Source organism: Acidovorax sp. LjRoot129 (assembly GCF_964253765.1).
GTDB lineage: Bacteria > Pseudomonadota > Gammaproteobacteria > Burkholderiales > Burkholderiaceae_C > Acidovorax.
On record NZ_CAXUSE020000001.1, the window covers coordinates 101670 to 125089 of the forward strand.

The following is a 23420-nucleotide window of genomic DNA, read 5'->3' on the forward strand; positions in this document are numbered from 1 at the left end:
CCGCCACCACCACCATCCGCCCACCCACCACGAGCTTTTCGCGATGCTGTCCCTGCGCATGCCCTGGCCCCTGCCCGCGTTGATCGCGTGGGCCTGCGCGTGGTTGATCTTCGTGGCCCTGCAGCGCGCGGCCGTATCGCCCGTGGCTGCGCTGGGCGTCGCCTGCATCCTTGGCACGGCCGCCAGCGTGCTAGGCGGCAGCTGGTGGCGCCGTGGGCTGATTGCCGCGGGCTTTCCCCTGTCGCTGGCCTTGCTGGGCGCTGCGGCCCTGCCGACCTGGGCGTGGCTGGTGCCGCTGGCGTTGCTGCTGTTGGTCTACCCGCTCAATGCCTGGCGCGATGCGCCGCTGTTCCCCACGCCGCACCATGCGCTCAAGGCGCTGGCGTCGCAGGCACCGCTGCCGCCGGGTGCGCGCGTTCTGGATGCCGGCAGCGGCCTGGGCGATGGGCTCAAGGCGCTGCGCCAGGCCTACCCCGCCGCGCAGCTGGAGGGCCTGGAGTGGAGCTGGCCGCTGCGCCTGCTGTGCGCGCTGCGCTGCCCCTGGGCGCACGTGCGCCGGGGCGACATGTGGGCCGCGGATTGGAGCCCTTATCACATGGTGTATTTGTTCCAGCGCCCCGAGAGCATGGCCCGCGCCGCGGCCAAGGCCCAGGCTGAGCTGGCCCCCGGCGCCTGGCTGGTAAGCCTGGAATTCGCCGTCCCCGACGTACTGCCCAGTGCACAACTGCGCGAGCCCGGCGGGCGCGTGGTGTGGTTGTACCGCATGCCCCTGGGGCAGGGAGCCGTGTCATGAGATGTTTCCGCGCGATTGAACCTGTTGGTGTCGGTTACAGAAAAGATACAAGCTTTTGCTACATTGCGTCCCTGGCTACAACCCCATACAAAACAATCAGGAAACTCACAGCCACAGGGGGCTGCCAGCAGCACGCAAAAGCGCCGGGAGGGGACGCACGTGCCGCCAGCGCCTTTCTTGTCCGTTGCTCCCATTTCGCACGACCTAGCAGCCCCCGCGGCATCCACGGCACACGCGCCCGTTCGAGTGGCGTATCCGTGGAGCGGGGCTGTGGTGCGTTTGGGCAGTGGCGGGGCTTCCTGGTGCACTACCGACCGATCTGCAAGGAGCATCCATGACCACCCCACTGTCCCGCCGTTTCCGCCCCCGCCTGCTGTGGGTGCTGACGCTGAGCGCGGCCCTCACCGGCTGCGCCACCATGCAGAGCCACGACAAGCTCGCCACCGACATGCAGACCGCAGGCCGTTCGGGCGGCGTGCCGGCTGCGCTGGCGCAGCTGGAAAGCAGCGCCAAGTCCGAAGAAGAAAAGACGGCACTGCTGTACAACATGGAACGCGGCGAACTGCTGCGCATGGACCGCCGCTACCCCGACAGCACCAACGCCTTCCTGCTGGCCGACACCAAGGTCAAGGAATGGGAAGAAACCGCCAAGACCAACCCGAGCAAGCTCATGGGCACCGTGGGCGCTGCGCTGATCAGCGAACGCCTGAAGGTCTACGAAGGCCAGGATTACGAAAAGGTGTGGGTGACCACGCGCCTGGCGCTCAACCGCATGGCCGTTGGTGATTTCGACAACGCCCGCGTCGACATCAAGCGCACCCACGAACGCGAAGCCATCATTGCCGAGTTCCGTGCCAAGGAAACGCTGGCGGCTGAAGAAGAAGCCAAGTCCAAGGGCGCCACCTCGGGCGGCAAGGAGCTCAACGGCTACCCCGTCGAGACGCTCAACGACCCCGAAGTCCTGGCCCTCAAGAACGGCTACTCGAACGCGCTCAGCCACTACCTGGCCGGCTTCCTGTACGAAATGCTCAATGAGCCCGGCCTGGCAGCGCCCGGCTACCGCAAGGCCATCGAACTCAAGCCCAACACGCCCGTGCTCGAAGAAGGCCTGCGTGGCCTGGACAACCGCACCGGCTTCACCTGGAAGCGCCGCCAGCGCATGACGGACGTGCTCTTCATCGTCGAAGCGGGCGACGCGCCAGCGCGCAAGCCCAAGGCCTTCACCCTGCCTGTGCCCACGGGCCGTGGCATGGTCACTGCCAGCATCTCCTACCCGGTGATCGAGCCGTCCAAGGACGCACTGCTCACCACCATTTCGGCTGCCGGCACCGACCTCAAGCTGGAAAAAGTGGTCGACGTGAACGTGATGGCCCGCCGCGCGCTCAAGGACGAAATGCCCGGCATGGTGCTGCGTGGCTTCACCCGCGCCGTGGCCAAGGGAGTGCTGCAAAACGAGCTGCAAAAGCGTGGCGGCCTGGTTGGCGGCCTCATCGGCGCGGCAGCTTCGGTGACCACCGAACAAGCCGACGACCGCATGTGGCGCATGCTGCCCGGCCGCGTGTACGTGGCCCGTGGCTACCTGCCACCGGGCGAGCACATGGTCAGCGTGAACGGCCGCCAGCTGCCCCAGCCCATCAAGATCGACGGCCAGTACGCCCTGGTGCCCCTGCGCATGTACGACAACAGCGTGCTGACCGGCGACGTGGCCATGCTGGGCCAGCTGCCCACGGTGGCCGCCGCCTCGGCGCCCCAGCCTGCCGCGGAGGCCCCGGTGCGCACCACCACCAACAACCGCACGCGCTCGGTGCCCAAGTCGGCGGTCAAGTCGACCTCGGCCACCCCTGCCGCCAAGAACTGAACCCCACCCTATCCCATTTCCAAGGAGTCTTTGGCATGAGAAACCGTTTTGCCCTTGCCGCTGCGCCCGCCCTGGTGTGCGCGGCCCTGACCCTGACCCTGGCCACCAGTGCCAGCGCCCAGCTGCACGACCCGGCCACCCCGCTGGCCGTGGCTTCCAAGGTCGCCTTGCGCGGCGAAGCCAACAGCATCGCCGTGCGTGAGATGCGCATCGTGCGCAAGAACGACATCCTGGTCGTGCAGGCCGATATGGCCAACATGGGCCGCACCGACCGCACCGTGTTCTACCGCTTCAAGTGGCTGGACAACGTCGGCAACCAGGTGGGCGATGGCGAATCCTGGAAGCAGATGAGCGTGCTGGGCCTGGGCCAGCAAACGGTCAAAAGCGTGGCGCCCACCGCGGCAGCGGTCGACCTGCGCCTTGAAATGAATGTGGAGCCGCGCTGAACGGCGCCGCACTATCCAGATTGTTGAGTGAGGAGTTGAAAACCATGACAAAAAACACCATCCAGCGCACTGCGCTTATCCTGGCTTTCGCAGCCAGCACCCTGGCCCTCTCGGCCTGCCAGAACTTGTCCTCGCCCACCGTGCGTTTTGACCGCCAGGTCAACTACGGCGACGCCAAGGCCGTCGAGCTGGTGACCAACGAGTTCGGCTCCACCGACCTGCAGATGATTGCCGAGAAGATGACCGGCGGACTGCTGGAAACCGGCATCTTCCAGGGCCGCCCCACGGTGACGATCTCGACCGTGAAGAACAAGACCAGCGAGTACATCGACACCACCAACGTGATGAACTCGATCCAGACCGCGCTGGTCAAGTCGGGCAAGGTGCGCTTCGTGCGCTCCATCAACGAAATGCAGCAGGGCGTGGACGAGCTGCAGCGCCAAAACCAGAGCGGCCTGTACAAGCAGGGCACCACCGCCAAGGTCGGCCAGATGACCGCCGCCAAGTACAGCATGGAAGGCGAGCTGACCAGCATCGTCAAGCAGAACAACGCGACCAAGGACGTGTACTACAAGTTCACGCTCAAGCTGTTTGATGTGCAGGAAGGCACGATCGAATGGCAGGACGAAAAAGAGATCCGCAAAACGAGCAAGCGGTGACATCCCCCTGAGGCGCTGCGCGCCTTCCCCCTTCTCTCGGCTTCGCCGGGAAGGGGGACGACGCCAGCGCGGCGGGGCGGCCCTTGCGCGGCGTCCCTGGTCTTATGCCCCGCCGGTATCGAACGTTGGATGGCACGCCGGCCCCATTTGTTGATTGACCCCTAAATTTCCGATAGCTCACAAGGAGCACACCATGCAACGCAGAACCACTTTGCACACGGCCCTGGCCGTGATCGCCGCCACCACCATGGCCTGGGGCGGCAACGCCCTGGCGCAACAGCCCGGCGCGGCGCCCAAGATCGCCGTGACCGACCTGGCCTACGCCCAACGCGTATCCGAGTATTTCGTCGCCGGTGCCTACCAGCGCAGCAGCCAGATGAGCGCGCAGGGCAGCCACAGTGGCGGCCACAGCCACGGCATGTACGGCGGCGGCGGCTCGTACTCGGGCCAGCAGTCCATGCAGGCGTCCGAGCAGGCCAGCGGCACCTTTGTGGCCGGCCGCTACAGCTACATCGAGCAGCGCGAGCTCGGCGGCTACACCAACGACATCAAGGGCGCGATCCTGCAAGGCACGTACTTCCGCCTGGTGCAGGGCAAGGGCTTTGACGCCGGCAAGCCGCAAAACAGCAAGGCCGAGCAAGTGCTCAACCAGGTGCAGACCGGCAAGATGGTCAAGCCCCAGGTGCAGCCCCAGGTCAACGACGTGATCAGCCGCATCAAGAAGGGCGAGTTCAACGGCGCCGACTACGTGCTGTTCGGCGTGGTCTCCAGCATCGACTTCACCGACGCGCTGTCGCCCCTGCAGGGCACCTCCAGCGCCACGCGCCAGTACGGTCTGCAGCTTCTGGTCGACTTCTCGCTGATCAACACCAGGACGTATGAGATCAAGGCTGCGTTCTCCGCCCAGGGCGAAGGCAACGACACCAAGATCCTGTCGGTCCGCGGCGACATCGCACCGCCCAACCGGGCCAAGGTGATGCGCGAAACCTCGCTGTCGCTGGCGCAGGACGTGTACCAGCAGATGGCCATGCAGCTGGGCTACACCGACGCGAACCTCGCGCGCGGCGTGCGCCCTGCACCGGTGTACCAGCAGGGCGGCCAGCCCATGCCCATGCCACAACCTCAGCAGCCTGAGCAAGTCATCATCCTGAAGTAAGAAGGAAGCGACCTTCCATCGGCGCCGCTGGATGCGGCCGCCGAAGTCGGCAACTCCTCGGGGGCCGTCCAAGCTTGCGCAGCGTGGACGGCCCTTGGTGCTTTTGGAAGGGTGCAAGGTGCCCGGTGCGGCTTGCACGGGCAGGACGGACAGCCCAGCCCCGCGCCGACGGCAAGAGGCCCCTCGGTGCGCTGCCGGGCAGCTTTGCCGGGCATCCCGGCTCGGCGCGCAGTCATGGGCGCAGTGGGACCGGGCCCGAAATCCAGTTCCAGCGCGCAGTCATGCCAGACTTCGGCTGTGCTCAACGTTCAACGCCCTCTCGCTGGTGCCGCTTTATTGCGGCCCCTGGCCTTTTTTGTGGCCACCGCTGCGGCCGTGGTGCTCGGTGGCTGCGCCGCATCGCCACCTCCGTTCTACGCGGCGGCTGCGTCCGAATCGCTTGTGAATGTGTACGGCCCGGAAGCGGCTGCGGACGCCCCTCCGGCGCCCGCCCAAGCACCCGCTGGGCAGGCACCCACTCCTCCCACTGCATCCCCGCCGCAAGTTTTTGTGCTGCGCCCGCTGCCCGGCGCCGATGGTGCCGTGCTCAAGGCCCTGCAGCGCAGCGAGCGCACCGCACCGCTGCGCTACCGCGTCATCGTCATCCCCGGCTCCGGCTGCGCGGGCATGGGGCCGATTGCCGAGCGCTACTTTGCCGGCCTGCTGCATGCGCAGGTGCTGGTGCTGCACAAGCCCGGCGTGGACCCGCAGGCGCGCACCGCCCCCGGCGACTGCGCGCATGATTTTGTGCAGCAGGACCGCCTTTCCACCTGGCTGGCCCACGCACGCGCTGCGCTGGTAGCCGATGCGCAGCAGCGCGAGCGCGACGGAGCTGCACCGCTGCCGCAACTGCTGGTAGGCATCTCCGAAGGGGCCGAGCTGTTGCCTGCGCTGGCCCCCGAAGTGCCGCAGCTGGCCGGCCTGGTGCTGCTGTCAGCCAGCGGGCTCGACCCGCAGGAGGCCGGCACCTTGCAGGCGCAGCGCCTGGGGGCCGAGGAAGACTGGGCCGAACTGGCCCGCGTGGTGGCCGGCCGCCGGCCCGACAGCGCCGTGGCGCAGGGCCGCAGCCTGGGCTACTGGCGCGACCTGTGGAGCTGGCCCCTGACGCTGCCCCTGGTGCGCAGCCCCTGGCCGCTGCTGCAGGTCTGGGGCGCCGACGATGCACTCGTGCCTGCGGCCGCCTACGAACGTTTTGCCGAGCTCGCATCCGTGCGCACCGTGCCCTATTGCGCGCGGCGCTTGCCCGGCGCGGACCACGGACTGCAGCGCCGCATGGCCGGTGGCGAGGGCGTGGACGGCGTGCAGCAGGTGTGGGCCTGGACGGAACAGTGGGCGCGCGAGCCCACCGCCGGCCTGTGCGCGCCGTTGCTGCGGTAGCCCGCCATGCAGCCCATGGCACCACCGCCTGCAACCGCCGACCTGGCCCGGCAGCCCGCCGGGCGCTTGCGGCGCCGCAGCTTCGCAGGCATCGCGGCGCTGGGCCTGGCGCTCCTGGCTCCCGCTGTGTGGGGCCAGCCCGTCACTCCGTGCGGCGATTTCCTTGCCGCGCAGCAGCGCAAGCCGCCGGGGCTGGAATGGGTGGGCTGCACCGAAGGCCACGACCACCAGCTGCGCGCACTGATTGCCACCTACCGCGTGCCGGGCGCGCAGGCCGCTGCCGTGGAGCGTTACCTCATGCGCCACACCGCCATGGCGCCCCTGCGTTTTGTGTGCTGCGGTTGGGAGCCCCGCGTTCGCCGTGGGCAGCCGGGCCAGGGCCAGCTGCCGGGCCGGGCGGGAATCGCGATGCGCGTGGACATGCATTCGGGCGAAACCCTCATCACGCGCCGCAGCGGCTGGCCACAGATCCCGTGGTTTGAGGTGCGTGTCACGCTGCCGCTGGAATTGCCCTAGTGTGGTGTTGGATGCCTGACGGCACATTGAAAGCCGACGGATTTTTGGTCAGGGCAAGGCGCAAACCACAGCCATACCGGTAGGTATCGCGAGGATTTGCAACGCGGCTCTGGCCGAAAAGACGCGGTTTGAAATGCCGGATAGTGTGCAACGCCACACGAGTTGGCTTGGGTCGCCAGATCGCTGGCGTCAACGTGGCGGGGCCATGGAGCAGCTTCCGGCGTGCCGAACCGCCGCTTGAAGGCTGCAAAACAGACGCTCAACCCGCCTGCGGCCCGGGGGGCACAGGGTTGGCATCGGCCTGCGCCTGCAGCCAGGCGCAGAACACGTCCAGCCGGGGCAGGGGGCCGCTGGCGCGGCGGCGCACCACGTAGTCATACCCAGACGCCACAAACCCCAGCGGTGCCACCAGCCGGCCCGCCAACACATCGTCCATCACCAAATGCCAGGGCGCCACGGCAATGCCCAGCCCGCGCACGGCGGCCTCCAGCGTGAAGTAGTAGTGCTCGAACTCCGGCCCCGACTGCGCAGGTGTGGGCACGGGCACGGTAGCGCCCGCCGCCGTCCCCCACATCGCCCAGGCATTGCGCCGCGTGCGGGTGTGCAGGCGCAGAGGTGCCAGAGCAGGGTCCGCCAGGTCGGCGGGTTGCTTCAGCGCCACCCGCTGCGCCAGTTCGGGGCTCAGCACCGGGCCGAGATGTTCGGCAAACAGACGCTGCTCCCTGCTGGCATCCAGCGGACCGCTGGCCTCCTCGGCGGTGATGGCCAGGTCGCCGTGTTGGCGCTGGGCATCGGTGCCAGCGTCAGTGGTGCGCAGGCGCACCTCGATGCCCGGGTGCCGGGCCTGGAAATCGAACAGCCGGGGGATCAGCCACTTCACGGTGAATGTGCTGAAGCAGGCCACGTCCAGCGGCCCCCGGCGGGGGTCGCTGACCTCGCGCACGGCATCGGCGATGTGGGCAAATGCATTGGACAGCACCGGCTGCAGCACATGCGCCGCCGGGGTGAGGGTGGGGCGCGCCTTGCTGCCGTCAAACAGGGCCACGCCCAGGTGCTGCTCCAGCTGCCGCACCTGGCGGCTGATGGCGCCGGGCGTGACCGACAGCTCGTCCGCCGCCGCCGTCATGCGGCCGAGGCGGGCTGCGGCTTCGAACGCGCGCAGGGCGCTTAACGGGGGCAGGCGGTGGCTCATCTATGTGATTTTAAAGCACATAAAACCAGCCAAATCATCGCTTTTCAATCGCGGAATTGATAGCAACAATCGGCTGGATATTAAGCGGCAGCGGCTTGAAGTGCTTGTAGTTTCGCCACCACCGGCCCGGATGCCTTATTTGATTTGAATGAACATAGGAGAAAACCATGCCCTTTATCCGCACCAACGTCCCGCACGACACCCCGGCCGCCACGCGCAATGCCATCGTGCAAGGCATCCACCAGGCGTTGGTGGATGGCATCGGCATGCCGCCGGACGAGCTGTTCAACCTGGTGGCCGGCTACGCCCCCGGTGAATTTGCCTGCAGCCCCACCTTCAACGGCGTGGCCCGGTCCGACCGCGTCGTGGTGGTCGAGATCACGCTGCGGCGCGGGCGCAGCGACGCGATGAAGCGCGCCCTGTATGCCGCCATCGCACGCAACCTGCAGGCCATGGCGGGCGTGGCCCCGGCCGATGTGTTTATCTTCATGCACGAGAACGACTATTCCGACTGGTCCGTGGGCCATGGCCGGTTTGCGATGGACCTGGTGCAGAACCACGCGGCAGCCTGAGCGCTGCGACCAGCGCGGAGCTGAGCTGAGCTGAGAAGCCGCTTACCGCGGCCGGTACATCTTGAACAGCTGCTCCGGCCCCACCGTGAAGTAGTCGGCCGGGCCGCCCGCGCGCAAGATGTGCCCGGCGTTCGCGGTGTCGTACACGCCGTCCTTGAGAAGGCTCTTGTCGATGTGCACGACCACCACTTCGCCCAGCACCAGCCAGGTGGGCACCTGCACGCCATCGGCGCCCTGCAGCTGCACGATCTGCGTGCTGCGGCACTCGAAGGTGACGGGGCTCTCGGCCACGCGGGGCGGGCGCACCTGTGTAGAGGGCCGCGGCGTGAGGCCGGTGAGCGTGAACTCGCTGACCTCGGGCGGCGCGTTGGCGCAGCTTTGGTTCATCAGCTCGGCCAGATCGCGCGTGGCCAGGTTCCACACAAACTCGCCGGTCTCCTGCACGTTGCGCACCGTGTCCTTGAAGCCGATGCTGGCAAAACCCACGATGGGCGGCACGTAGTTGAACGCGTTGAAAAAACTGTAGGGCGCGAGGTTGGTGGCGCCCGCCGCGTTTTGCGTGGAGATCCAGCCGATGGGGCGCGGCCCGACGATGGAGTTGAACGGGTCGTGCGGCAGCCCGTGGCCCTGCCGGGGCTGGTAGCTGTGGATGTCATCGCGGCGGGGTGGGGCGGTGTTCATGGGGGCGCAGGGGGGTGGATGGGGATGTGCACGCTGCAGCGGGTGGTTCTTCGCCGCGCAGCCGCCAGTTTGCACATTACCGGTGGTTTCTGCGGGAGGCAGTCGCCGGGTCTTCAAGGATGCTACAAAAACAATAGCTGAAGACGCTTATTGGTCAAGCGCTAGGCAGCTATTTCTATCAAAAATAGGCGGCCCCCACTGTTGCGGGGGCTTTGGCGGTGGTCGGGCGACCGGAGCACGGGCCGTCGGCCGCCGCCATGCCCAGGCGGCGGGGCCAACAAACATGTCCTCGCCGCGGCGAAGCAATCGAGGTAGCGGCTCCAAAAAAAAATGGACCCGCGAGGGTCCATTGGCAATCTAGCGATGTCCGGTCGCCGGCTAGGCGTCGGCAGCGCCTTATTTCTGGAACAGCACCAGCTGGGTCTCTGTCGCCACCATGCCGCCCCTTTCGGCGGTCATCGTCACTTCGTAGCGGGTGCCGGGCAGCGGGACCTGCGAGGAGAAGCTGAACGAGAAGTCACCGTTGCCATCCGCCTGGACACGCTGCGACAGCAATTCCTGGTTCAGGCCAAACACGCCAACGAGCGTGCCGACCGCATTCACCCTGGCATCCACCACCGCGCCAGGCACGGTGCGGCCGCGCACGACCACGGGGCCTCTTTCCACCGTGGCATGGTTGGCATGGCTGGTGACCTGCAGCTGCACCGTGGTGGGCGCGGCGTTCACTTGCGAAGCGACGTTGAAGGTCCAGTTCTGGCGCATGCCATTGCCCACCATGTCGCGGGCGGTCACGTCCACCGGATACCGGCCGGCGGGCAGGTCCGCGCGGTAGGTGAAAAACTGCGGAGTGATCTGCGAGGCGGACGTGACATCGCGACCCGCAATCACGATGCGGACGCTTTTGGGGTCCACACCCACACCGCCGACGTCATCAAACGTCCCGGACACCGAGGTGCCCGCGCTGCGCGGGATCGTCTCGCCGTCGCGCGGCGACACATGGCGAATCACCGGCGGCTTGGCATCGGCAATCAACGGCTGGGTCAGGGTTGAGGAAACCGTGCGGTCTCCCACACGCAAGGTGGCCACCGTGGGGCGCGACGGCGCCAGGTTGTCCATGCGGCGGATGGTGTACGCACCCTCATACACGCCCGGCGATACCTCGCGCATCGGCACGTTGTCGATGACACCGGGAATGTCGAAATCCGCCCTGCCGTCAGGTGCGCCGTTCAGCGTAAAGCGCAATTCGGCGCCGGGCTCCATCTTGTCGATGGGGGCGACCGAGAAACGGTCGATCTTCAGGCCGGTTGGCGGTGCTGCCACCACGTTCCGGCCACCAATGCCGGCCGGAAGCGCGTAGTTGCTGGTGATGGTGCGGTTGCGCACCTTGAGCGTGGCGCGCACGGCGCTGCCTTCATTGAGCCGGTCCTGGCGGCGGACGGTGTAGCTCCCCGTGTACACACCCCGCTCGGTTTCCTGCAGCACGATGGCGCGGGGTATGCCGGCCACCTGGAGCTGGACCCGGCCCCGCGGTGTGCCTTCAATCGTGAACCGCAGGTCGGCGCCGGCCCGCAGGCCGTCGTCTGTCACCACCTGCAGTGATTGCAATTCAGGGGCAGCGGGCTGCGCCATGACCGTGCCGGGAACGACCATCAGGGCGCTGGCGACGGGAAGAAGCAGGAAAAGGGCTGCCACATGGTGGCGAATCTGTTTTGTCATGGTGTTCAAACCTGGTGCTAGGGGATGAAGCCAGTCTGAGTGCAACAAATGTTTCTAAACGTAGGCGGTCTGCGCCAAGTTCGAAGGACAAGACGCCGTGGGCGTGTGAGGCTTACGCACTGTCTGGCCAGTTCCCGCGGCTGCTGTGGCCGCGGTGCAGTGTGGGAAATCTGCCTGCCTCACCGGGCGGAACCCGCTGGCGGAGTGGTTTCGCACGGAACGGCGCCGGGTACGGCTGCCCCAGGTGTCCGCATTTCCCTGCGATTGCGCTCCCCCTACTGCGCAGGCGCCGGCTGCTGCAGGCCCAAAAAACGCCGGGGCGACTGTCCCATTGCCGCCTTGAACATCGCTGAAAACGCGCTTTCGCTCGCGTAGCCACTGCCTGCCGCCACCTGCCCCACGGGCTCGCCGCGGGCCAGGCGGGGCAGGGCGTGGGCCAGCACCGCCTGGCGCCGCCACTGCGCAAACCCCATGCCGAACTGCGCGCGGAACAGGCGTGCCAGCGTCCGTTCGCTGGCGCCGCTGTCAGCCGCCCAAGTTTGCAGCGTGGCGTAGCGGCCGGGCTCGTGCAGCACGGCCTGGCACAGCGCACGCAGGCGCTTGTCGCTGTGGGGGCCGGGCAGGGGCACGCCCAGCGCCAAGCGCTCGGCCTGGCCGATCTCGTCGAGCACCAGCGCAGTCAGCGCGGCCTCACGCGCCGCGCCCGGGTGGGGGCCGCCCACCGGGTCCAGCGCCGAGACCAGCTCGCGCAGCAGCGGCGTGACGGCCAGCACGCGGCAGCTGGCACCGTCGGCCGGCACCACGCCCGGGTCGATGTACAGCGTGCGGAACGCCGCGGCCTCCAGCACCGCCACGGCGTGCAGCGCGCCGGGCGCGATCCACACCGCGCGCGAGGGCGGCACGATGTACGCCGTGGCCGCATCGGGCGCGTGCACGCTCACCTGGATGACCCCGCTGGCGCAGTACGCCAGCTGCCCCCAGGCGTGGCGGTGCGGCTCGAAATGCGTGTCGGCCGGCATGTCGCGCGCGCGCACCCGCACGGGGCTGGCGGGTGTGGGGGTGAACGGGTCGGTGTCGCCAAGCGGGGCGGCTTGGCTGGTGCGGGTGGCCATGGCTGTGGGGTGGATGAAAGTGGGGACCGGGAAATCACATGGGGTACTGACCGGTCGAAGCCGGGTCCAGGGGCTGGTTCTCAACAGCTGGGGGTGATGGCGGCACTGGGGCCGAGAGGCTAGCCCTGCTAGCCCCTGATGCCGATCAAGCATTTGGCGCAAATTCGCCGAAACCTGTCCTTCCGTCGCATTCCAGAAACACGGGCCCAATACTACGATGCCCGCATGACCTCCGCCCATGCCCCAAGCCTCCCGCCCGCCCCCACCCCGCTGCGCGCCGACGCCAGCGTCATCGGGCTGGTTGGCATCGCCCACCTGATCAGCCACTACAGCCAGCTGCTGCTGGCGCCGCTGTTCCCATGGCTCAAGGACGCATTCCAGGTCGGCTACACCGAGCTGGGTTTCCTCATGACCATCTTCTTTGTGGTCTCGTGTGCGGTGCAGGCGGGTTCGGGCTTTGTGGTCGACCGCTTCGGCCCCCGGCCCATCCTGTTCGGCGGCCTGGCGCTGCTCGGCCTGGCGGCCTTCGGCTTTGCGGCCAGTACCAGTTACGCCATGCTCGCCGCGTTCTCGGTGCTGGCGGGCATGGGCAACGGCGTGTTCCACCCGGTGGACTACACACTGCTCAACCGCCGCGTGAGCGCGCCGCGCCTGGGCCATGCCTACAGCGTGCACGGCATCACCGGCAGCCTGGGCTGGGCATTGGCGCCCGCGATGCTGGTGCCGATTGCCATTGCCACATCGTGGCGCGTGGCGCTGGTGTGCGCGGGCGTGCTGGCGTTCTCGGTGCTGCTGGTACTGCTGGTCAGCCGCCGCCACCTGGCGCTGGCGCCATTGCCCGCGCCCAGCGCGGCAGCGAAGTCTGCCGCAGCAGGCGCAGCGGGGCAGGGCGGCAACTTCGCCTTCCTGCGCATCCCGGCCGTGTGGATGTGTTTTGCGTTCTTCTTCTTCTACGCCGTGGCCCTCAATGTGGTGCAGGCCTTTGCGCCCGAAGCCGCACGCCAGCTGCACGCCGTGCCCGTGGCGCTGGCGGCGATGTGCCTCACGGTCTACATGGTGGCCAGCGCGGGCGGCATGGTGCTGGGCGGCTTCCTGGCGGCCGACCCGAGCCGCTGCGAGCGCATCGTGGGCGTGGGCTTTGGCCTCGCGGCCTGCGTGGCCGTGGTGCTGGCCCTGGCGCACCCGCCCGGCGTCCTGGTGCCGGTGCTGTTCGGCGTGATGGGCTTTTGCGCTGGTATTGCCGGCCCCTCGCGCGACCTGCTGGTCAAGCGCTCCACGCCCGAGGGCTCCACCGGCCGCGTCTACGGCATCGTGTACTCGGGCCTCGACATCGGCCAGGCGCTGTCGCCGCTGCTGTTCGGCGTGCTGCTGGACCAGGGCCGCTTCAGCGCCGTACTGCTGGGGCTGGCCGTGGTGCAGGGGGTGCTGATTGCCAGCGCGTTCAATGTGCGGCGGGTGCGCCGTACCGCGCTGGTGGGGGCCTGATCCTTGCCCCGCGCCGAGCTGCCACGGGCGGCCATTGAATCGATCGTCGCGGGCACGGTGGGGGCTCTGGCGATGATGCCGTTCGGCGCAGTGTTTCGCGCGCTGGAAATGCGGGTCGGCCACTACGGCCCCAAGTTTGCGGCGCTGTACCTGGCGGACCCGGGGCCCGTCGCGCTGTTCGTGCAGCATCTGGTGCTGGGCTGGGTTTCGGCGGTGGTGCTGGTGCTCCTGCCGTTGCACCGCATGTCAGCGGCCGTTGGGCTGGTGGTCGGGTTGGCGTACGGCGCGCTGTACTACGCCGCCGTCAACGCGCTGGCGCTGCCGCTGTACTTTGGCGACCCGCTGCCCTGGAATCTTGGCCCGGCCGTGGTGCTGCCCAGCCTGGTGGTGCACCTTGTCTTTGGCGCGGCGGTGGCGGTGGCGATCCAGGTGCTGCGGCGCAGGCGGGCCCGGGGCGCGCGCGGGCTCTGACACCGTGCTGCCCACCCGCGGGGCGGCCAGCGCGATCCAGGGCACCGGGCGTGCGCCAGCAAGGCCTTGGGCAATGTGTTGCAATGCGCCGGCAGCACCTCTCCCGCCCGCGCGGTAACGGCGGCAGGACGGGCCTGCACCCTTTTCTACCCAGCTCGCCGACCTCCGGCGCAACACCCATGACCTACCCCCTCTACAACGCCAGCGTCCCCGTTCTTCGCCAGATGCTGGGATCGCTCAAAGACATCCTGGCCAAGACCGAAGCGCACGCCACCGCGCGCAAGATCGAACCCGACGCATTGCTGCAGGCGCGGCTGTTCCCCGACATGTTCCCCCTGGCGCGCCAGGTGCTGATCGCCTGCGACTTCGCCAAGGGCGTGGCCGCACGGCTGGCGGGCGTGGACGTGCCCTCGTTCCCGGATGCCGAGCGTCCCGGCTTTGCCGATCTGAACAAGCGCATCGACGCGGTGCTGGGCTTCATCGAAGGCCTGCCCGCCGACGCCTTTGCCGAGGCCGCCACACGCACCATCGTCCTGCAGCCCGGCACACCGAAAGAGAAGCAGTTTGTGGGCGAGCATTACCTGCTGCACTACGGCCTGCCGCAGTTTTTCTTCCACGTGACCACGGCCTATGCGCTGGCCCGCCACAACGGCGTGGAACTGGGCAAGCGGGACTACATGGGCAAGCTGTAAGCCCCCTGAGCGGCTGCGCCGCTTCCCCCGCGGGGGAAGCACCCGATGGCCCGGCAAAGCCGGTTCCATGGGTGCACTGGCGTGGGCCGCGTCTGTGGCGAAACGGGGCTCTGGTCGGTGTCCCCCAGCCGTTCGGGCTGAGCCTGTCGAAGCCGCTGCGCAAACGTCGCACCACCCGGCCGGGGCCCGCGTGAACTGTGCGCTGCGGCTTTATCCGGCCGTGCCAGCGGGACTGGGCCGCACCCACGCCACCAGCACTGCTAGCACGCGGGGCCACCACGACAGCGTGAACGCGATGGTGAGCGCCGCACCCGCGAGTGCCATGAACCACACCAGCGAAGCCATGGATGCGTGGTCCACCGCCAGGCACAGGGCCAGCGCCACCACCAGGCCCGTGGCGCCCATCCAGCGCAGCGTGCGCACGGTGCTGCGCTGCAGCGGCTCGGCACCGCGCACTTGTTCCCAGTGCGCGTCCATCGACAAAGCCAGCCAGCCCAGGCTGATGACATTGACGGCAATGGCGGCGGTCAGCAGCACAACATCAGGCACTGGCGGTCTCCAGGGCCGCAGCTGTGCCCGCGTCCTCGCCCGCAGCTGTGCGCTGACCTTGGGCGCGCTGCTTGAGTTTGCGGGCGGCCAGCACGGCGATGGCGCTGCTTGCCAGCATGGCAAGGTCCACACCCGCCACGGGCCAGTAGCCGTTGCTGAGGGTGCGCAGCAGGTGGTCGCCCGTGGTCACCCCGTTGAGCAGCACCGCGGCCACGCCCAGCACCGCAATCGCCCAGCACTGTTCGGCCCAGGCCGGTGCCATGCGTGCGCTGACCACGGGCGCAGTGCGCCAGATGCCGTGCAAAAACGCCAGGGCCCACGCGCCCCAGAAGATGTTTTGTTCCCAGTCTCCACGGCCCGCCAGATCGGTGGGCAGCAGGCGGTTGCCAATCAGCATGGTCAGCGCGGCGATGACGATGCCGGTCACGGTGGACACCGCAAATGCGTCCACCCAGCGCGCGCCGCTCACGCCCTGCTTGGCGTGCTGGCGCTTGCGCTTTTCCACAAAGAAGATGAAGCCCGTGGCAATGCACACGCAGCCCGACAGGCCGCCCAGCACATACAGCCAGCGCAGCAGCCAGTGGCGAAAGTGCTGCAGGTGCAGGCCGGTGAGAAAGGTGTTGACGCTGGCCACCGCGGTCTGGGGCGGGTCTTCGCGCAGCAATTCGCCGGTGCTGGCCTTGAAGTGAATGCCATTGCCCACCAGCGCGATGCGGTCGGTGCCGGCGCGGTACACGCTCACATAGGCATTGGCGTCGCCCACGTGGTTCACGGTCAGAAAGCCCACGTCGCCCGCCATGCCCTGCGCAGCCCAGCGGCGTTGGGCTTCGGCCACCATCGCATCGACCGACGCGAGACTGCCGGCCACGCCGGCGCGCTCGTGCGGCAAGCCCGTCTCTGCAGCCTCGTGTTTTTCATGCAGCGCATGCAGGGGCGCAAGCTGCGTATGCGTCACCGGGAAGTAGGTGCCCCCAAAAATCACCAGGCCCGAGAACGCGAAGATGAAGTGAAACGGCAGCGCCACCACGCCCGTGAGGTTGTGCAGGTCGAGCGCGCTGCGCTGCGTGTGTTTCTTCGGCCGGAAGGTAAACAGCTCGCGAAAGATCTTGCGGTGCATCACCACGCCGCTGACCAGCGCCACCAGCATCATCAGCGCCGCAAAGCCCACGATCCAGGTGCCCAGGTCCTTCCATTTCCAGTTGAGGCTGTAGTGCAGCGGGTAGAAGAACTGGCTGCCGATCTTGAGGTGGTCGTCGGGCAGCGATGCGCCCGTGCGCGGGTCGATGGTGCGGGTGCCCCAGAGGGTGTCCTCGGGGTCCTTGGCGTTGGGCAGCTCGTAGCCGGTAAAGAGGCCCAGCACCGGGTCGCGGTGGGTGGTGTAGGCGCCCCAGCTCTTGGTGACAGGAAAGCTCTGCGCGATGGGGCCGTTCACACGGCTCTTGGCGGCTTCAATGTTTTCTGCGCTGGGCTTCATGTCCTCAAAGACCGGCTTGAGGATCTTGTCGAACGACGGCATGGGCTGCGGCGCAAATCGCGTCGAAGGAATCGCCCAGCGGTCGATCTCGCGGTCGAACACCGACAGCGAGCCGAAGAAAAAAACGACCATCAGCACAAAGCCCAGCACCAGGCCAAACCAGGTGTGCAGCCAGGCCATGGTGAGCCGGAAGTTTTGGAACATGGGGACCTATCTCCTCAATGCGTGCAGGTCACAGGATGGCGCGCTGCACCAGCCAGGCCGCGCCCGTCATCAGTGCACCACCGCCGGCGAGCACCAGCCACACGCGCCGCACGCTCGCCGCTGCAAACGCCCACAGAAACGCCACCAGGAAAACGATGAACCCCACGATGAAGCCCAGCGCCTCGGCATCGTGAAACTCCATCTGCGCCGCAAACAGCAGGCCAACAGCCAGGGCGATGAAGCCCCACGTGAAGGCGTACCCGCCCAGCACTCCCGCGGCAATGCGCGAAGCGATGTTCAAGCGGGAGACAGTGCTGGTGGCCATGGCAAAAAGATGAACGCAACTGTGGATGAGAGTGATTCGTAATTATGCAGTCCTTTTCCATCCGACCCCATGGGATGCAAGGGGATGGGGGTCCCGGACGGAGTAGGGAAAGGGGGAGCAGGGCTCGGGGGCGTGGCCGGCGGGCTGAAACAAGGAGCCCGGGTGAGAACGCAGGCCTCCGCGGCGCGGTGTCGGCGCAGTGCGCGCATGGTCCCGCCGAGCACGCCTTGTCAATTGAAACAAAAAACAGGCTAAGCAACGAAACGTGCGGCCTTGCAAACGCTTGTCCTCGATAGAGCGGTGAATGACCGAACGAACAGTTACACGCACTTTCACACGCAATCGAGAACGTTTCCGCGATAGTTGTACGACATCATCAAACCACGCCGAAGTGGTTATCTCGGGCCTTGTGATTGCCGGCCCCACCCCACCCACGATTTCTCCGCATGAGTGCCGCCCTCTGTCCACTGCAAGCGTTTTCGGGATATTTCACAGGCCATGAAATTTCACCCCAAAGCTCCTTCTTTCACGCCGCGCAAGCGCTCCGCTACCAGGTCTACTGCGAAGAGTGCGGCTTTCTCGCGCCCGGGGATTTCCCCGACCGGCGCGAACGCGACGAACACGACATTCACGCAGCCCACTTTGTTGCCTTGAATCGCAGCGATGAGATTGCCGGTTATGTCCGCCTGGTCCTGCCGGACGCCATTCGTACCTTTCCTTTTCAAACCCATTGCGTCACCTTGCTGGACGGTGTGGTCCTGCCGCCGCCGTCGCTCTCGGCCGAGATCAGTCGCCTGATCGTGCGACAAGACTATCGCCGGCGCCATGGCGAGCGCGCGCCCACGGGCGTTCCGACCGAACACAACCCGACGGCCGTGCCGCGGGAGATGCGAAACCCGTCGCCGCAGATTCTTTTGAACCTGTACCGCGAGATGTATGCCTACAGCCTGCAGCACGGCATTCGCTACTGGTACGCCGCCATGGAGCGCTCACTGGCCCGGATGTTGGCGCGCATGAATTTCGGTTTTCAGCAGATCGGGCCCGCCATCGACTACTACGGGCCGGTCGCACCCTATGTCGCAGACCTGCGGGTTCTGGAGCAGCAACTGGGCCGGCATGACCCCCGACTGTTCGCCTGGATGCGCAGTGTGCTCGACAGGCCCTGAACTGCCATGGGACTGCTATCCCTTCTGCCCGCGCCCGCACTGCGGGGCCTTCGCAAGCTGCTATTGCGCCAAGGCCGGCGTCTGGGCATCGGCCACATGCTGGCGCAATCGAAGCGCCGTGCATGGAAAGCCAGCGCCACTGCGGCGCAGCACAGCGCGGCCTACAGAACCCTGCTGGAGGAACGCGGCGTTTCGCTGGCAGAGCTCCCACAGCAAGGCGATTGGAGCCGGCTGCCCGTCCTGACCAAGGCCAACACCTTCGAGCGCTTTGCGCTGGCGCAGCTGTCCCGGCCCCTGCCCACGTCCGAGCTGGCCGACGTGCTCACCAGCTCGGGCCGCGACGGGCGCAGCTATGGCTTTCGGCTCACTTCGCGTGCGCAACATGCCGAGTCCTGGTTCTCCATCGACCTGGGCCTTCAGGATGTCTTCGCGGTGGATGAGCGGCCCACACTGCTCGTCAACTGCTTGCCAATGGGCGTGGTCTTCCACTCGCGCGCCGTGACCGTGGCGAACGTCAGCGTGCGCGAGGACATGGCCTGCTCCATCCTGCGCGACGTGGGGTCGGGTTTTGCGCAAACCGTGCTGTGCACCGACCCCTTGTTCATCCGGCGGCTGCTGGACGAAGCCGACCGTGCGCGCGTGGACTGGCGCCAGCTCAACACCAGTGTGATCGTGGGCGAGGAGGTGCTGGTCGAAGCGCAGCGCGACTACATCGCCGCGCGCATGGGCATCGACATCGAGCGCGACCCGCACCGGTTTATCGGCAGCTCCTTCGGAGTCGGCGAGCTGGGCCTGAACCTGCTGTTTGAGTCGCGCGAGACCCTTCGCATCCGCCGCGCCATGCGCAACCAGCCCGCACTCATGGCCGTGGTTTGCGGCTCAGCGGCGGTGGATGCCCTGCCGTCCGTCTTTTGCTACAACCCGCTGCGCAGTTACGTGGAAATCCTGAACCCCGGCCCGGATGGTTTCGGCGAGCTGTGCATCACCCTGCTCGACGACCGCGCCGTGATTGCGCTGCCGCGCTACGCCACCGGCGACCTGGCTCGGCTCCTCTCGCCCGAGGAGATGGCGAGTGCCGCCGAGATGGCGGGCACTGCCACCCCGTGGCTGCCCATGATTGCGGTGCAGGGGCGCATCAAGGACCGCCCCGCGGGGTGGCCTTCGGTCGAAAGCATCAAGGAGTTGATCTACGTGGACCACGGCGTCGCCGACCGGCTGACCGGGGCTTTCCGCCAGCAGGCCCACGCCGATGGGGGTGTGGAGCTGGTGCTGCAGGCACTGACGGGTGAAGCCGCAGCCCGCGCAGACCTGCGTGAACAACTGCTGGCGCTGGTCGCCCAGCGCGGGATCGCTGAGCTGCACGTGAACGTTGTTGCGCCGGACCAGTTCCCCTGGCGTCCGCTGTTGGACTACGAGCGCAAGTTCGCCTACGTGTCGCCATCGGGCCCTGGCGTACCTGCGGGCCCTGCGTACTAGGGTAACAACTTGCGCAGAAAAAGCGTTCGCCCCGCCGTGGACCTGTGGCGAGTTCACACCACGCTGCGGTGCCGCGCAATGCAGGTGTCCAGGGTCTCTTCGCCCGTGCGCTGCCACCAGTCCAGCGCTGAAAAGATTTCCACCTCGGCGTAGCCCGCAAAGCCTGCGGCCTCGACCCATTGGCGGATTTTTTTCAGCTCGATCACGCCGTCGCCCATCATCCCCCGGTCGCTGAGCAAGTCGCGTGTGGGCAGGCGCCAGTCGCAGACGTGGAAGGCCAGCAGGCGCTCCTTGCCGGCGCGTGCAATCTGCTGCTGCAGCTTGGGGTCCCACCACACGTGGTACACGTCCAGGGCCACGCCCAGGCTGCCGCTGTGCTGGGGGGCCAGCGCATCGCAGATGTCCAGCGCGTGCTCCAGCGTGTTGATGCAGGCGCGGTCGGCCGCCTGCATGGGGTGCAGCGGCTCGATGGCCAGCGGCATGCCCACTTGGCGCGCGTACTCCAGCGATGCGGCGATGCCGTCGAACACCTCGCTGCGTGCGCGGGCGAGGTCGGTGTAGTGCGGTGTGCCGTCGAGCGCGCCGGGCAGGGCGCCCACCACCAGCACCAGGCAGGCGGCGTTGAGGGTCTTGGCTTCGTCGATGGCGCGGCGGTTGTCGTCCAGCGCAGCGCGCAGACCGGCCGCATCGGCCGCCGGGAAAAAGCCGCCACGGCAGTAGCCCGACAGCGCCATGCCATGGGCGCGCAACTGGCGCGCGGTGGCGTCAAGCCCCGCAGCCGCCACCTGGTCGCGCCAGGGGCTGATGGCGCGGATGCCGCGCTCGGCGCACTGGTCGATGATGCGCGCCAGCGGCACCTCCGCACCCTGCTGCTTGCGCACGGTGGCGGTGTTGATGGAGAGCCAGCGGTGGTCTTGGGAGAAGTCGCGCATGGTGGTCACGCGCTCACGCCGTGCAATGCCAGCAGATGGCCCATGCGCTGCACGGCCAGCTCAGGCTGCTCCAGCAGGTTGGCTTGGTCGGCCAGGCGGAACAGCTCGGCAAAGTGCACCAGCGAACGTGTGCTCTGCTGCCCGCCCACCATGGTGAAGTGGCTCTGGTGCCCGTTGAGCCAGGCCATGAAGACCACACCGGTTTTGTAGAACCGCGTAGGTGCCGCAAAGATGTGGCGCGACAGCGGCACCGTGGGCCCCAGGATGGCGTGAAAGCGCTCGGTATCGCCGGCCGCCAGTGCGGCCAACGCAGCGCTGGCTGCGGGCGCGATGGCGTCGAAGATGCCCAGCAGCGCGTCGCTCTGGCCCTGGCGTGGCGTGCTGCCCGTGCCATCACCGGCGATGAGCTCCGCGTAGTTGAAATCGTCGCCCGTGTACATGCGCACGCCCTGGCCGTCGGTGCCGCCCGTGGTGGGCAGGCGGCGGCGCATAGCGACTTCCTTGTCCTTGTCGAGCAGCGAGATCTTGATGCCGTCGACCTTGTCCGGGTGCGCGGCGATCACGGCCAGGGCGGTGTCCATGGCCGCATCCACGTTGCGAGAGCCCCAGTAGCCTGCGAGCGCCGGGTCGAACATGTCGCCCAGCCAGTGCAGCACCACGGGCTGCTGTGCCTGCGAGAGGATGCGGTCGTACACACGCTCGTAGTCGGCGGGGCTCTGCGCCACGCGCGCCAGCGCCCGGCTGGCCATCACGATGAGCTTGCCGCCGAGCTTTTCGATGGCCTCCATCTGCTCCTCATAGCCGCGGATCACGTCGTCCACCGACTTCACGTCGTCGAGCACCAGGTGGTCCGTGCCGCAGCCCGAGGCCACGAGCGCGCCCGGCCCGAAGTCGCGCGCCGCGTCGAGCGAGCGGCGGATCAGCTCCAGCGACGTCGGCCAGTCCAGCCCCATGCCGCGCTGCGCGGTGTCCATGGCCTCGGCCACCCCCAGGCCCAGCGACCACAGGCGCTGGCGGTAGGCAATCGTCGCGTCCCAGTCCACCGCGCACTGCAGCCACGGGTCGATGGCCGCCAGCGGGTTGGCCACCACGTGGGCGGCCGAGTAGGCAATGCGGTTGAACGCCGCGCCCTGCTGCGGCACGACCGGCGGGCGGCCTTGCAGGGTGTAGGGGCTGATGCGGCCATCGGCCGTGGGCAAGGGGAGGCTGAGGGCCATGGTCTGCTCGCAATATTTGAATGAAAATGGCCTCTAGCGCTTAACCTGTAAGCACTATTAGCTATCAAAATAGTAGTAAACGGGCTTTATGCCGCCAGCGGCGCCACGTCCACCCAGCGGCGTTCCTTCCAGCTTTCCAGCGCGGCTTCGACCAGCTGCACGCCCTTGGCGCCTTCGGGCAGGGTCCAGCGGTACGGCGCGTCTTCCACCACGTGGCGGATGAAGTGCTCCCACTGGATCTTGAAGCCGTTGTCGTACACCTGGGAGTCCGGAATCTCCTGCCACTGGTCGAAGAAGTTCATGGTCTGCTTCTCGTCAGGGTTCCACACCGGGCGCGGCGTGGCCACGCGGCTCTGCGCGCGGCAGCTCGACAGGCCCGCGACGGCCGAGCCATCGGTGCCGTCCACGTGGAAGGTGACCAGGTCGTCGCGCCGCACGCGCGTGGCCCAGCTCATGTTCAGCTGCGCGATCACTGGCTCGCCGTTGTGGCCGGTGAGCTCGCAGGTGGCGTAGGCCGCGTCGTCGGCGGTGGCCTGGTACGGCTGGCCGGCTTCGTCCCAGCGGGTGGGGATGTGCGTGGCGCCGATGCAAGACACCGACTTCACCTCGCCGAACAGGTTGTCCAGCACGTAGCGCCAGTGGCACATCATGTCCAGGATCATGCCGCCGCCGTCCTCGGTGCGGTAGTTCCAGCTCGGCCGCTGGATGGGCTGCAGGTCGCCTTCGAACACCCAGTAGCCGAACTCCAGGCGCACGCTCAGCATGCGGCCGAAGAAGCCCGCGCGGCGCAGCATGTCGAGCTTGCGCAGGCCGGGCAAAAAGAGCTTGTCCTGCACCGCGCCGTGCTTGAGGCCCGAGCCCGAGGCCAGGCGCGCAATCTCCACCGCCTCGTTCAGGTTGGTGGCGATGGGTTTTTCGCAGTACACATGCTTGCCCGCGCGGATGGCCTTGGCGAGCAGGGTGGGGCGCATCTGCGTGGTGCCGGCGTCGAAGAACACCGTGTCCTCGGGGTTGGCCAGGGCGGCATCGAGGTCGGTGCCCCAGCGCGCGATGCCGTGGGCTTTAGCCAGTGCTTCCATCTTCTCGGCGTTGCGGCCGATGAGGATGGGGTCGGGCATCACGCGGTTGCCATTGGAGAGCACCACGCCGCCCTGCGCGCGGATGGCGCAGATGGAGCGGATCAAATGCTGGTTCATGCCCATGCGGCCGGTGACGCCGTGCATGATGAGTCCGAGTCGTTGGGTTGCCATGGCGGTGGTGCTTTCGTTCAGTTCAAAGGTTGCGAATAGAGAAGAAAAAATGGGCAAAGCGC

23 protein-coding genes are annotated in these 23420 nt (G+C 67.5%); 13 read left to right on the forward strand and 10 right to left on the reverse strand.

Features of this window, described 5'->3' with window-relative positions:
* The first annotated feature begins 43 nt into the window (after window positions 1-43).
* The 7 genes from ACSQ3Q_RS00495 to ACSQ3Q_RS00525 all read left to right on the forward strand — a co-directional run bounded on the left by ACSQ3Q_RS00495 (window position 44) and on the right by ACSQ3Q_RS00525 (window position 6844).
* Complete coding sequence (locus tag ACSQ3Q_RS00495) at window positions 44-793, forward strand: class I SAM-dependent methyltransferase (RefSeq protein WP_436132482.1); 750 nt, start codon at window positions 44-46, stop codon at window positions 791-793.
* Between the two features lie 334 nt (window positions 794-1127).
* On the forward strand, window positions 1128-2651 hold the full coding sequence (locus ACSQ3Q_RS00500; protein WP_436132483.1) for a COG3014 family protein: 1524 nt from the start codon (window positions 1128-1130) through the stop codon (window positions 2649-2651).
* Window positions 2652-2686: 35 nt separating this feature from the next.
* A complete protein-coding gene (locus ACSQ3Q_RS00505) occupies window positions 2687-3097 on the forward strand; it encodes a YcfL family protein (protein WP_436132484.1) in 411 nt (136 codons plus the stop codon).
* A gap of 44 nt (window positions 3098-3141) precedes the next feature.
* Window positions 3142-3756 (forward strand): penicillin-binding protein activator LpoB, encoded by a 615-nt coding sequence (gene lpoB / locus ACSQ3Q_RS00510; protein ID WP_436132485.1) that lies wholly within the window; start codon window positions 3142-3144, stop codon window positions 3754-3756.
* A 193-nt stretch (window positions 3757-3949) separates the two neighbouring features.
* Window positions 3950-4912: a hypothetical protein gene (locus ACSQ3Q_RS00515; protein WP_436132486.1), complete on the forward strand. Its 963-nt coding sequence runs from the start codon at window positions 3950-3952 to the stop codon at window positions 4910-4912.
* 297 nt (window positions 4913-5209) lie between these two features.
* The gene (locus ACSQ3Q_RS00520; protein WP_436132487.1) at window positions 5210-6328 is read left to right on the forward strand and encodes an alpha/beta hydrolase; all 1119 of its coding nucleotides are present in this window, start codon (window positions 5210-5212) and stop codon (window positions 6326-6328) included.
* Window positions 6329-6334: 6 nt separating this feature from the next.
* Window positions 6335-6844, forward strand: a complete 510-nt coding sequence (locus ACSQ3Q_RS00525) for a DUF4952 domain-containing protein (RefSeq protein ID WP_436132488.1) — start codon at window positions 6335-6337, stop codon at window positions 6842-6844.
* 259 nt (window positions 6845-7103) lie between these two features.
* On the opposite strand, the gene ACSQ3Q_RS00530 is transcribed toward ACSQ3Q_RS00525, so the two are convergent.
* Window positions 7104-8036: a LysR substrate-binding domain-containing protein gene (locus tag ACSQ3Q_RS00530; protein WP_436132489.1), complete on the reverse strand. Its 933-nt coding sequence runs from the start codon at window positions 8034-8036 to the stop codon at window positions 7104-7106.
* 167 nt (window positions 8037-8203) lie between these two features.
* Here ACSQ3Q_RS00530 and ACSQ3Q_RS00535 point away from each other — a divergent pair, with 167 nt between their 5' ends.
* Window positions 8204-8608, forward strand: coding sequence for a tautomerase family protein (locus tag ACSQ3Q_RS00535; RefSeq protein WP_436132490.1), 405 nt, complete (start codon window positions 8204-8206; stop codon window positions 8606-8608).
* A gap of 42 nt (window positions 8609-8650) precedes the next feature.
* Here ACSQ3Q_RS00535 and ACSQ3Q_RS00540 read toward each other — a convergent pair whose 3' ends face one another.
* From ACSQ3Q_RS00540 to ACSQ3Q_RS00550, 3 genes are all read right to left on the reverse strand, one after another.
* The gene (locus ACSQ3Q_RS00540; RefSeq protein WP_436132491.1) at window positions 8651-9289 is read right to left on the reverse strand and encodes a flavin reductase family protein; all 639 of its coding nucleotides are present in this window, start codon (window positions 9287-9289) and stop codon (window positions 8651-8653) included.
* Window positions 9290-9685: 396 nt separating this feature from the next.
* Complete coding sequence (locus ACSQ3Q_RS00545) at window positions 9686-11005, reverse strand: hypothetical protein (RefSeq protein WP_436132492.1); 1320 nt, start codon at window positions 11003-11005, stop codon at window positions 9686-9688.
* Window positions 11006-11280: 275 nt separating this feature from the next.
* Window positions 11281-12117, reverse strand: coding sequence for an AraC family transcriptional regulator (locus ACSQ3Q_RS00550; protein WP_436132493.1), 837 nt, complete (start codon window positions 12115-12117; stop codon window positions 11281-11283).
* Between the two features lie 225 nt (window positions 12118-12342).
* Between ACSQ3Q_RS00550 and ACSQ3Q_RS00555 the strand changes: the two genes are divergently transcribed.
* The 3 genes from ACSQ3Q_RS00555 (at window position 12343) to ACSQ3Q_RS00565 (ending at window position 14765) form a co-directional block, all read left to right on the forward strand.
* Window positions 12343-13602: an MFS transporter gene (locus tag ACSQ3Q_RS00555; RefSeq protein WP_436132494.1), complete on the forward strand. Its 1260-nt coding sequence runs from the start codon at window positions 12343-12345 to the stop codon at window positions 13600-13602.
* 3 nt (window positions 13603-13605) lie between these two features.
* Complete coding sequence (locus tag ACSQ3Q_RS00560) at window positions 13606-14073, forward strand: hypothetical protein (RefSeq protein WP_436132495.1); 468 nt, start codon at window positions 13606-13608, stop codon at window positions 14071-14073.
* A gap of 179 nt (window positions 14074-14252) precedes the next feature.
* Complete coding sequence (locus ACSQ3Q_RS00565) at window positions 14253-14765, forward strand: DUF1993 domain-containing protein (protein ID WP_436132496.1); 513 nt, start codon at window positions 14253-14255, stop codon at window positions 14763-14765.
* 210 nt (window positions 14766-14975) lie between these two features.
* On the opposite strand, the gene ACSQ3Q_RS00570 is transcribed toward ACSQ3Q_RS00565, so the two are convergent.
* The 3 genes from ACSQ3Q_RS00570 to ACSQ3Q_RS00580 are packed head-to-tail and all read right to left on the reverse strand — an operon-like array spanning window position 14976 to window position 17317.
* On the reverse strand, window positions 14976-15314 hold the full coding sequence (locus tag ACSQ3Q_RS00570) for a DUF3325 domain-containing protein (RefSeq protein WP_436132497.1): 339 nt from the start codon (window positions 15312-15314) through the stop codon (window positions 14976-14978).
* The gene (locus ACSQ3Q_RS00575) at window positions 15307-16992 is read right to left on the reverse strand and encodes a PepSY-associated TM helix domain-containing protein (protein WP_436132498.1); all 1686 of its coding nucleotides are present in this window, start codon (window positions 16990-16992) and stop codon (window positions 15307-15309) included. Before ACSQ3Q_RS00575 ends, ACSQ3Q_RS00570 begins: the two co-directional genes overlap by 8 nt.
* 28 nt (window positions 16993-17020) lie before the next feature.
* Window positions 17021-17317, reverse strand: a complete 297-nt coding sequence (locus ACSQ3Q_RS00580) for an iron uptake protein (protein WP_436132499.1) — start codon at window positions 17315-17317, stop codon at window positions 17021-17023.
* A gap of 446 nt (window positions 17318-17763) precedes the next feature.
* Between ACSQ3Q_RS00580 and ACSQ3Q_RS00585 the strand changes: the two genes are divergently transcribed.
* Window positions 17764-18483, forward strand: a complete 720-nt coding sequence (locus ACSQ3Q_RS00585; RefSeq protein WP_436132500.1) for a PEP-CTERM/exosortase system-associated acyltransferase — start codon at window positions 17764-17766, stop codon at window positions 18481-18483.
* 6 nt (window positions 18484-18489) lie between these two features.
* Window positions 18490-19959 (forward strand): hypothetical protein, encoded by a 1470-nt coding sequence (locus tag ACSQ3Q_RS00590; RefSeq protein WP_436132501.1) that lies wholly within the window; start codon window positions 18490-18492, stop codon window positions 19957-19959.
* A 53-nt stretch (window positions 19960-20012) separates the two neighbouring features.
* Here ACSQ3Q_RS00590 and ACSQ3Q_RS00595 read toward each other — a convergent pair whose 3' ends face one another.
* The 3 genes from ACSQ3Q_RS00595 to ACSQ3Q_RS00605 all read right to left on the reverse strand — a co-directional run bounded on the left by ACSQ3Q_RS00595 (window position 20013) and on the right by ACSQ3Q_RS00605 (window position 23358).
* On the reverse strand, window positions 20013-20891 hold the full coding sequence (locus tag ACSQ3Q_RS00595; RefSeq protein WP_436132502.1) for a sugar phosphate isomerase/epimerase family protein: 879 nt from the start codon (window positions 20889-20891) through the stop codon (window positions 20013-20015).
* A 5-nt stretch (window positions 20892-20896) separates the two neighbouring features.
* Entirely contained in the window at window positions 20897-22108 is a 1212-nt protein-coding gene (locus tag ACSQ3Q_RS00600) for a dihydrodipicolinate synthase family protein (RefSeq protein ID WP_436132503.1), read from the reverse strand.
* An 86-nt stretch (window positions 22109-22194) separates the two neighbouring features.
* Window positions 22195-23358 carry a Gfo/Idh/MocA family protein gene (locus ACSQ3Q_RS00605; protein ID WP_436132504.1) on the reverse strand — a complete coding sequence of 388 codons (1164 nt, stop codon included), beginning with the start codon at window positions 23356-23358 and terminating at the stop codon, window positions 22195-22197.
* Window positions 23359-23420 lie beyond the last annotated feature (62 nt).

Bases quoted from the DNA above. Each gene is read 5' to 3' on its own strand.
- ACSQ3Q_RS00515 (WP_436132486.1), top strand. From the start codon at position 3,950: ATGCAACGCAGAACCACTTTGCACACGGCCCTGGCCGTGATCGCCGCC.
- ACSQ3Q_RS00565 (WP_436132496.1), top strand. From the start codon at position 14,253: ATGACCTACCCCCTCTACAACGCCAGCGTCCCCGTTCTTCGCCAGATG.
- ACSQ3Q_RS00575 (WP_436132498.1), bottom strand. From the start codon at position 16,992: ATGTTCCAAAACTTCCGGCTCACCATGGCCTGGCTGCACACCTGGTTT.
- ACSQ3Q_RS00550 (WP_436132493.1), bottom strand. From the start codon at position 12,117: ATGGCCACCCGCACCAGCCAAGCCGCCCCGCTTGGCGACACCGACCCG.
- ACSQ3Q_RS00590 (WP_436132501.1), top strand. From the start codon at position 18,490: ATGGGACTGCTATCCCTTCTGCCCGCGCCCGCACTGCGGGGCCTTCGC.
- ACSQ3Q_RS00605 (WP_436132504.1), bottom strand. From the start codon at position 23,358: ATGGCAACCCAACGACTCGGACTCATCATGCACGGCGTCACCGGCCGC.
- ACSQ3Q_RS00525 (WP_436132488.1), top strand. From the start codon at position 6,335: ATGCAGCCCATGGCACCACCGCCTGCAACCGCCGACCTGGCCCGGCAG.
- ACSQ3Q_RS00500 (WP_436132483.1), top strand. From the start codon at position 1,128: ATGACCACCCCACTGTCCCGCCGTTTCCGCCCCCGCCTGCTGTGGGTG.
- ACSQ3Q_RS00530 (WP_436132489.1), bottom strand. From the start codon at position 8,036: ATGAGCCACCGCCTGCCCCCGTTAAGCGCCCTGCGCGCGTTCGAAGCC.
- ACSQ3Q_RS00595 (WP_436132502.1), bottom strand. From the start codon at position 20,891: ATGCGCGACTTCTCCCAAGACCACCGCTGGCTCTCCATCAACACCGCC.
- ACSQ3Q_RS00545 (WP_436132492.1), bottom strand. From the start codon at position 11,005: ATGACAAAACAGATTCGCCACCATGTGGCAGCCCTTTTCCTGCTTCTT.
- lpoB (WP_436132485.1), top strand. From the start codon at position 3,142: ATGACAAAAAACACCATCCAGCGCACTGCGCTTATCCTGGCTTTCGCA.
- ACSQ3Q_RS00540 (WP_436132491.1), bottom strand. From the start codon at position 9,289: ATGAACACCGCCCCACCCCGCCGCGATGACATCCACAGCTACCAGCCC.
- ACSQ3Q_RS00600 (WP_436132503.1), bottom strand. From the start codon at position 22,108: ATGGCCCTCAGCCTCCCCTTGCCCACGGCCGATGGCCGCATCAGCCCC.
- ACSQ3Q_RS00495 (WP_436132482.1), top strand. From the start codon at position 44: ATGCTGTCCCTGCGCATGCCCTGGCCCCTGCCCGCGTTGATCGCGTGG.
- ACSQ3Q_RS00505 (WP_436132484.1), top strand. From the start codon at position 2,687: ATGAGAAACCGTTTTGCCCTTGCCGCTGCGCCCGCCCTGGTGTGCGCG.
- ACSQ3Q_RS00585 (WP_436132500.1), top strand. From the start codon at position 17,764: ATGAGTGCCGCCCTCTGTCCACTGCAAGCGTTTTCGGGATATTTCACA.
- ACSQ3Q_RS00580 (WP_436132499.1), bottom strand. From the start codon at position 17,317: ATGGCCACCAGCACTGTCTCCCGCTTGAACATCGCTTCGCGCATTGCC.
- ACSQ3Q_RS00535 (WP_436132490.1), top strand. From the start codon at position 8,204: ATGCCCTTTATCCGCACCAACGTCCCGCACGACACCCCGGCCGCCACG.
- ACSQ3Q_RS00555 (WP_436132494.1), top strand. From the start codon at position 12,343: ATGACCTCCGCCCATGCCCCAAGCCTCCCGCCCGCCCCCACCCCGCTG.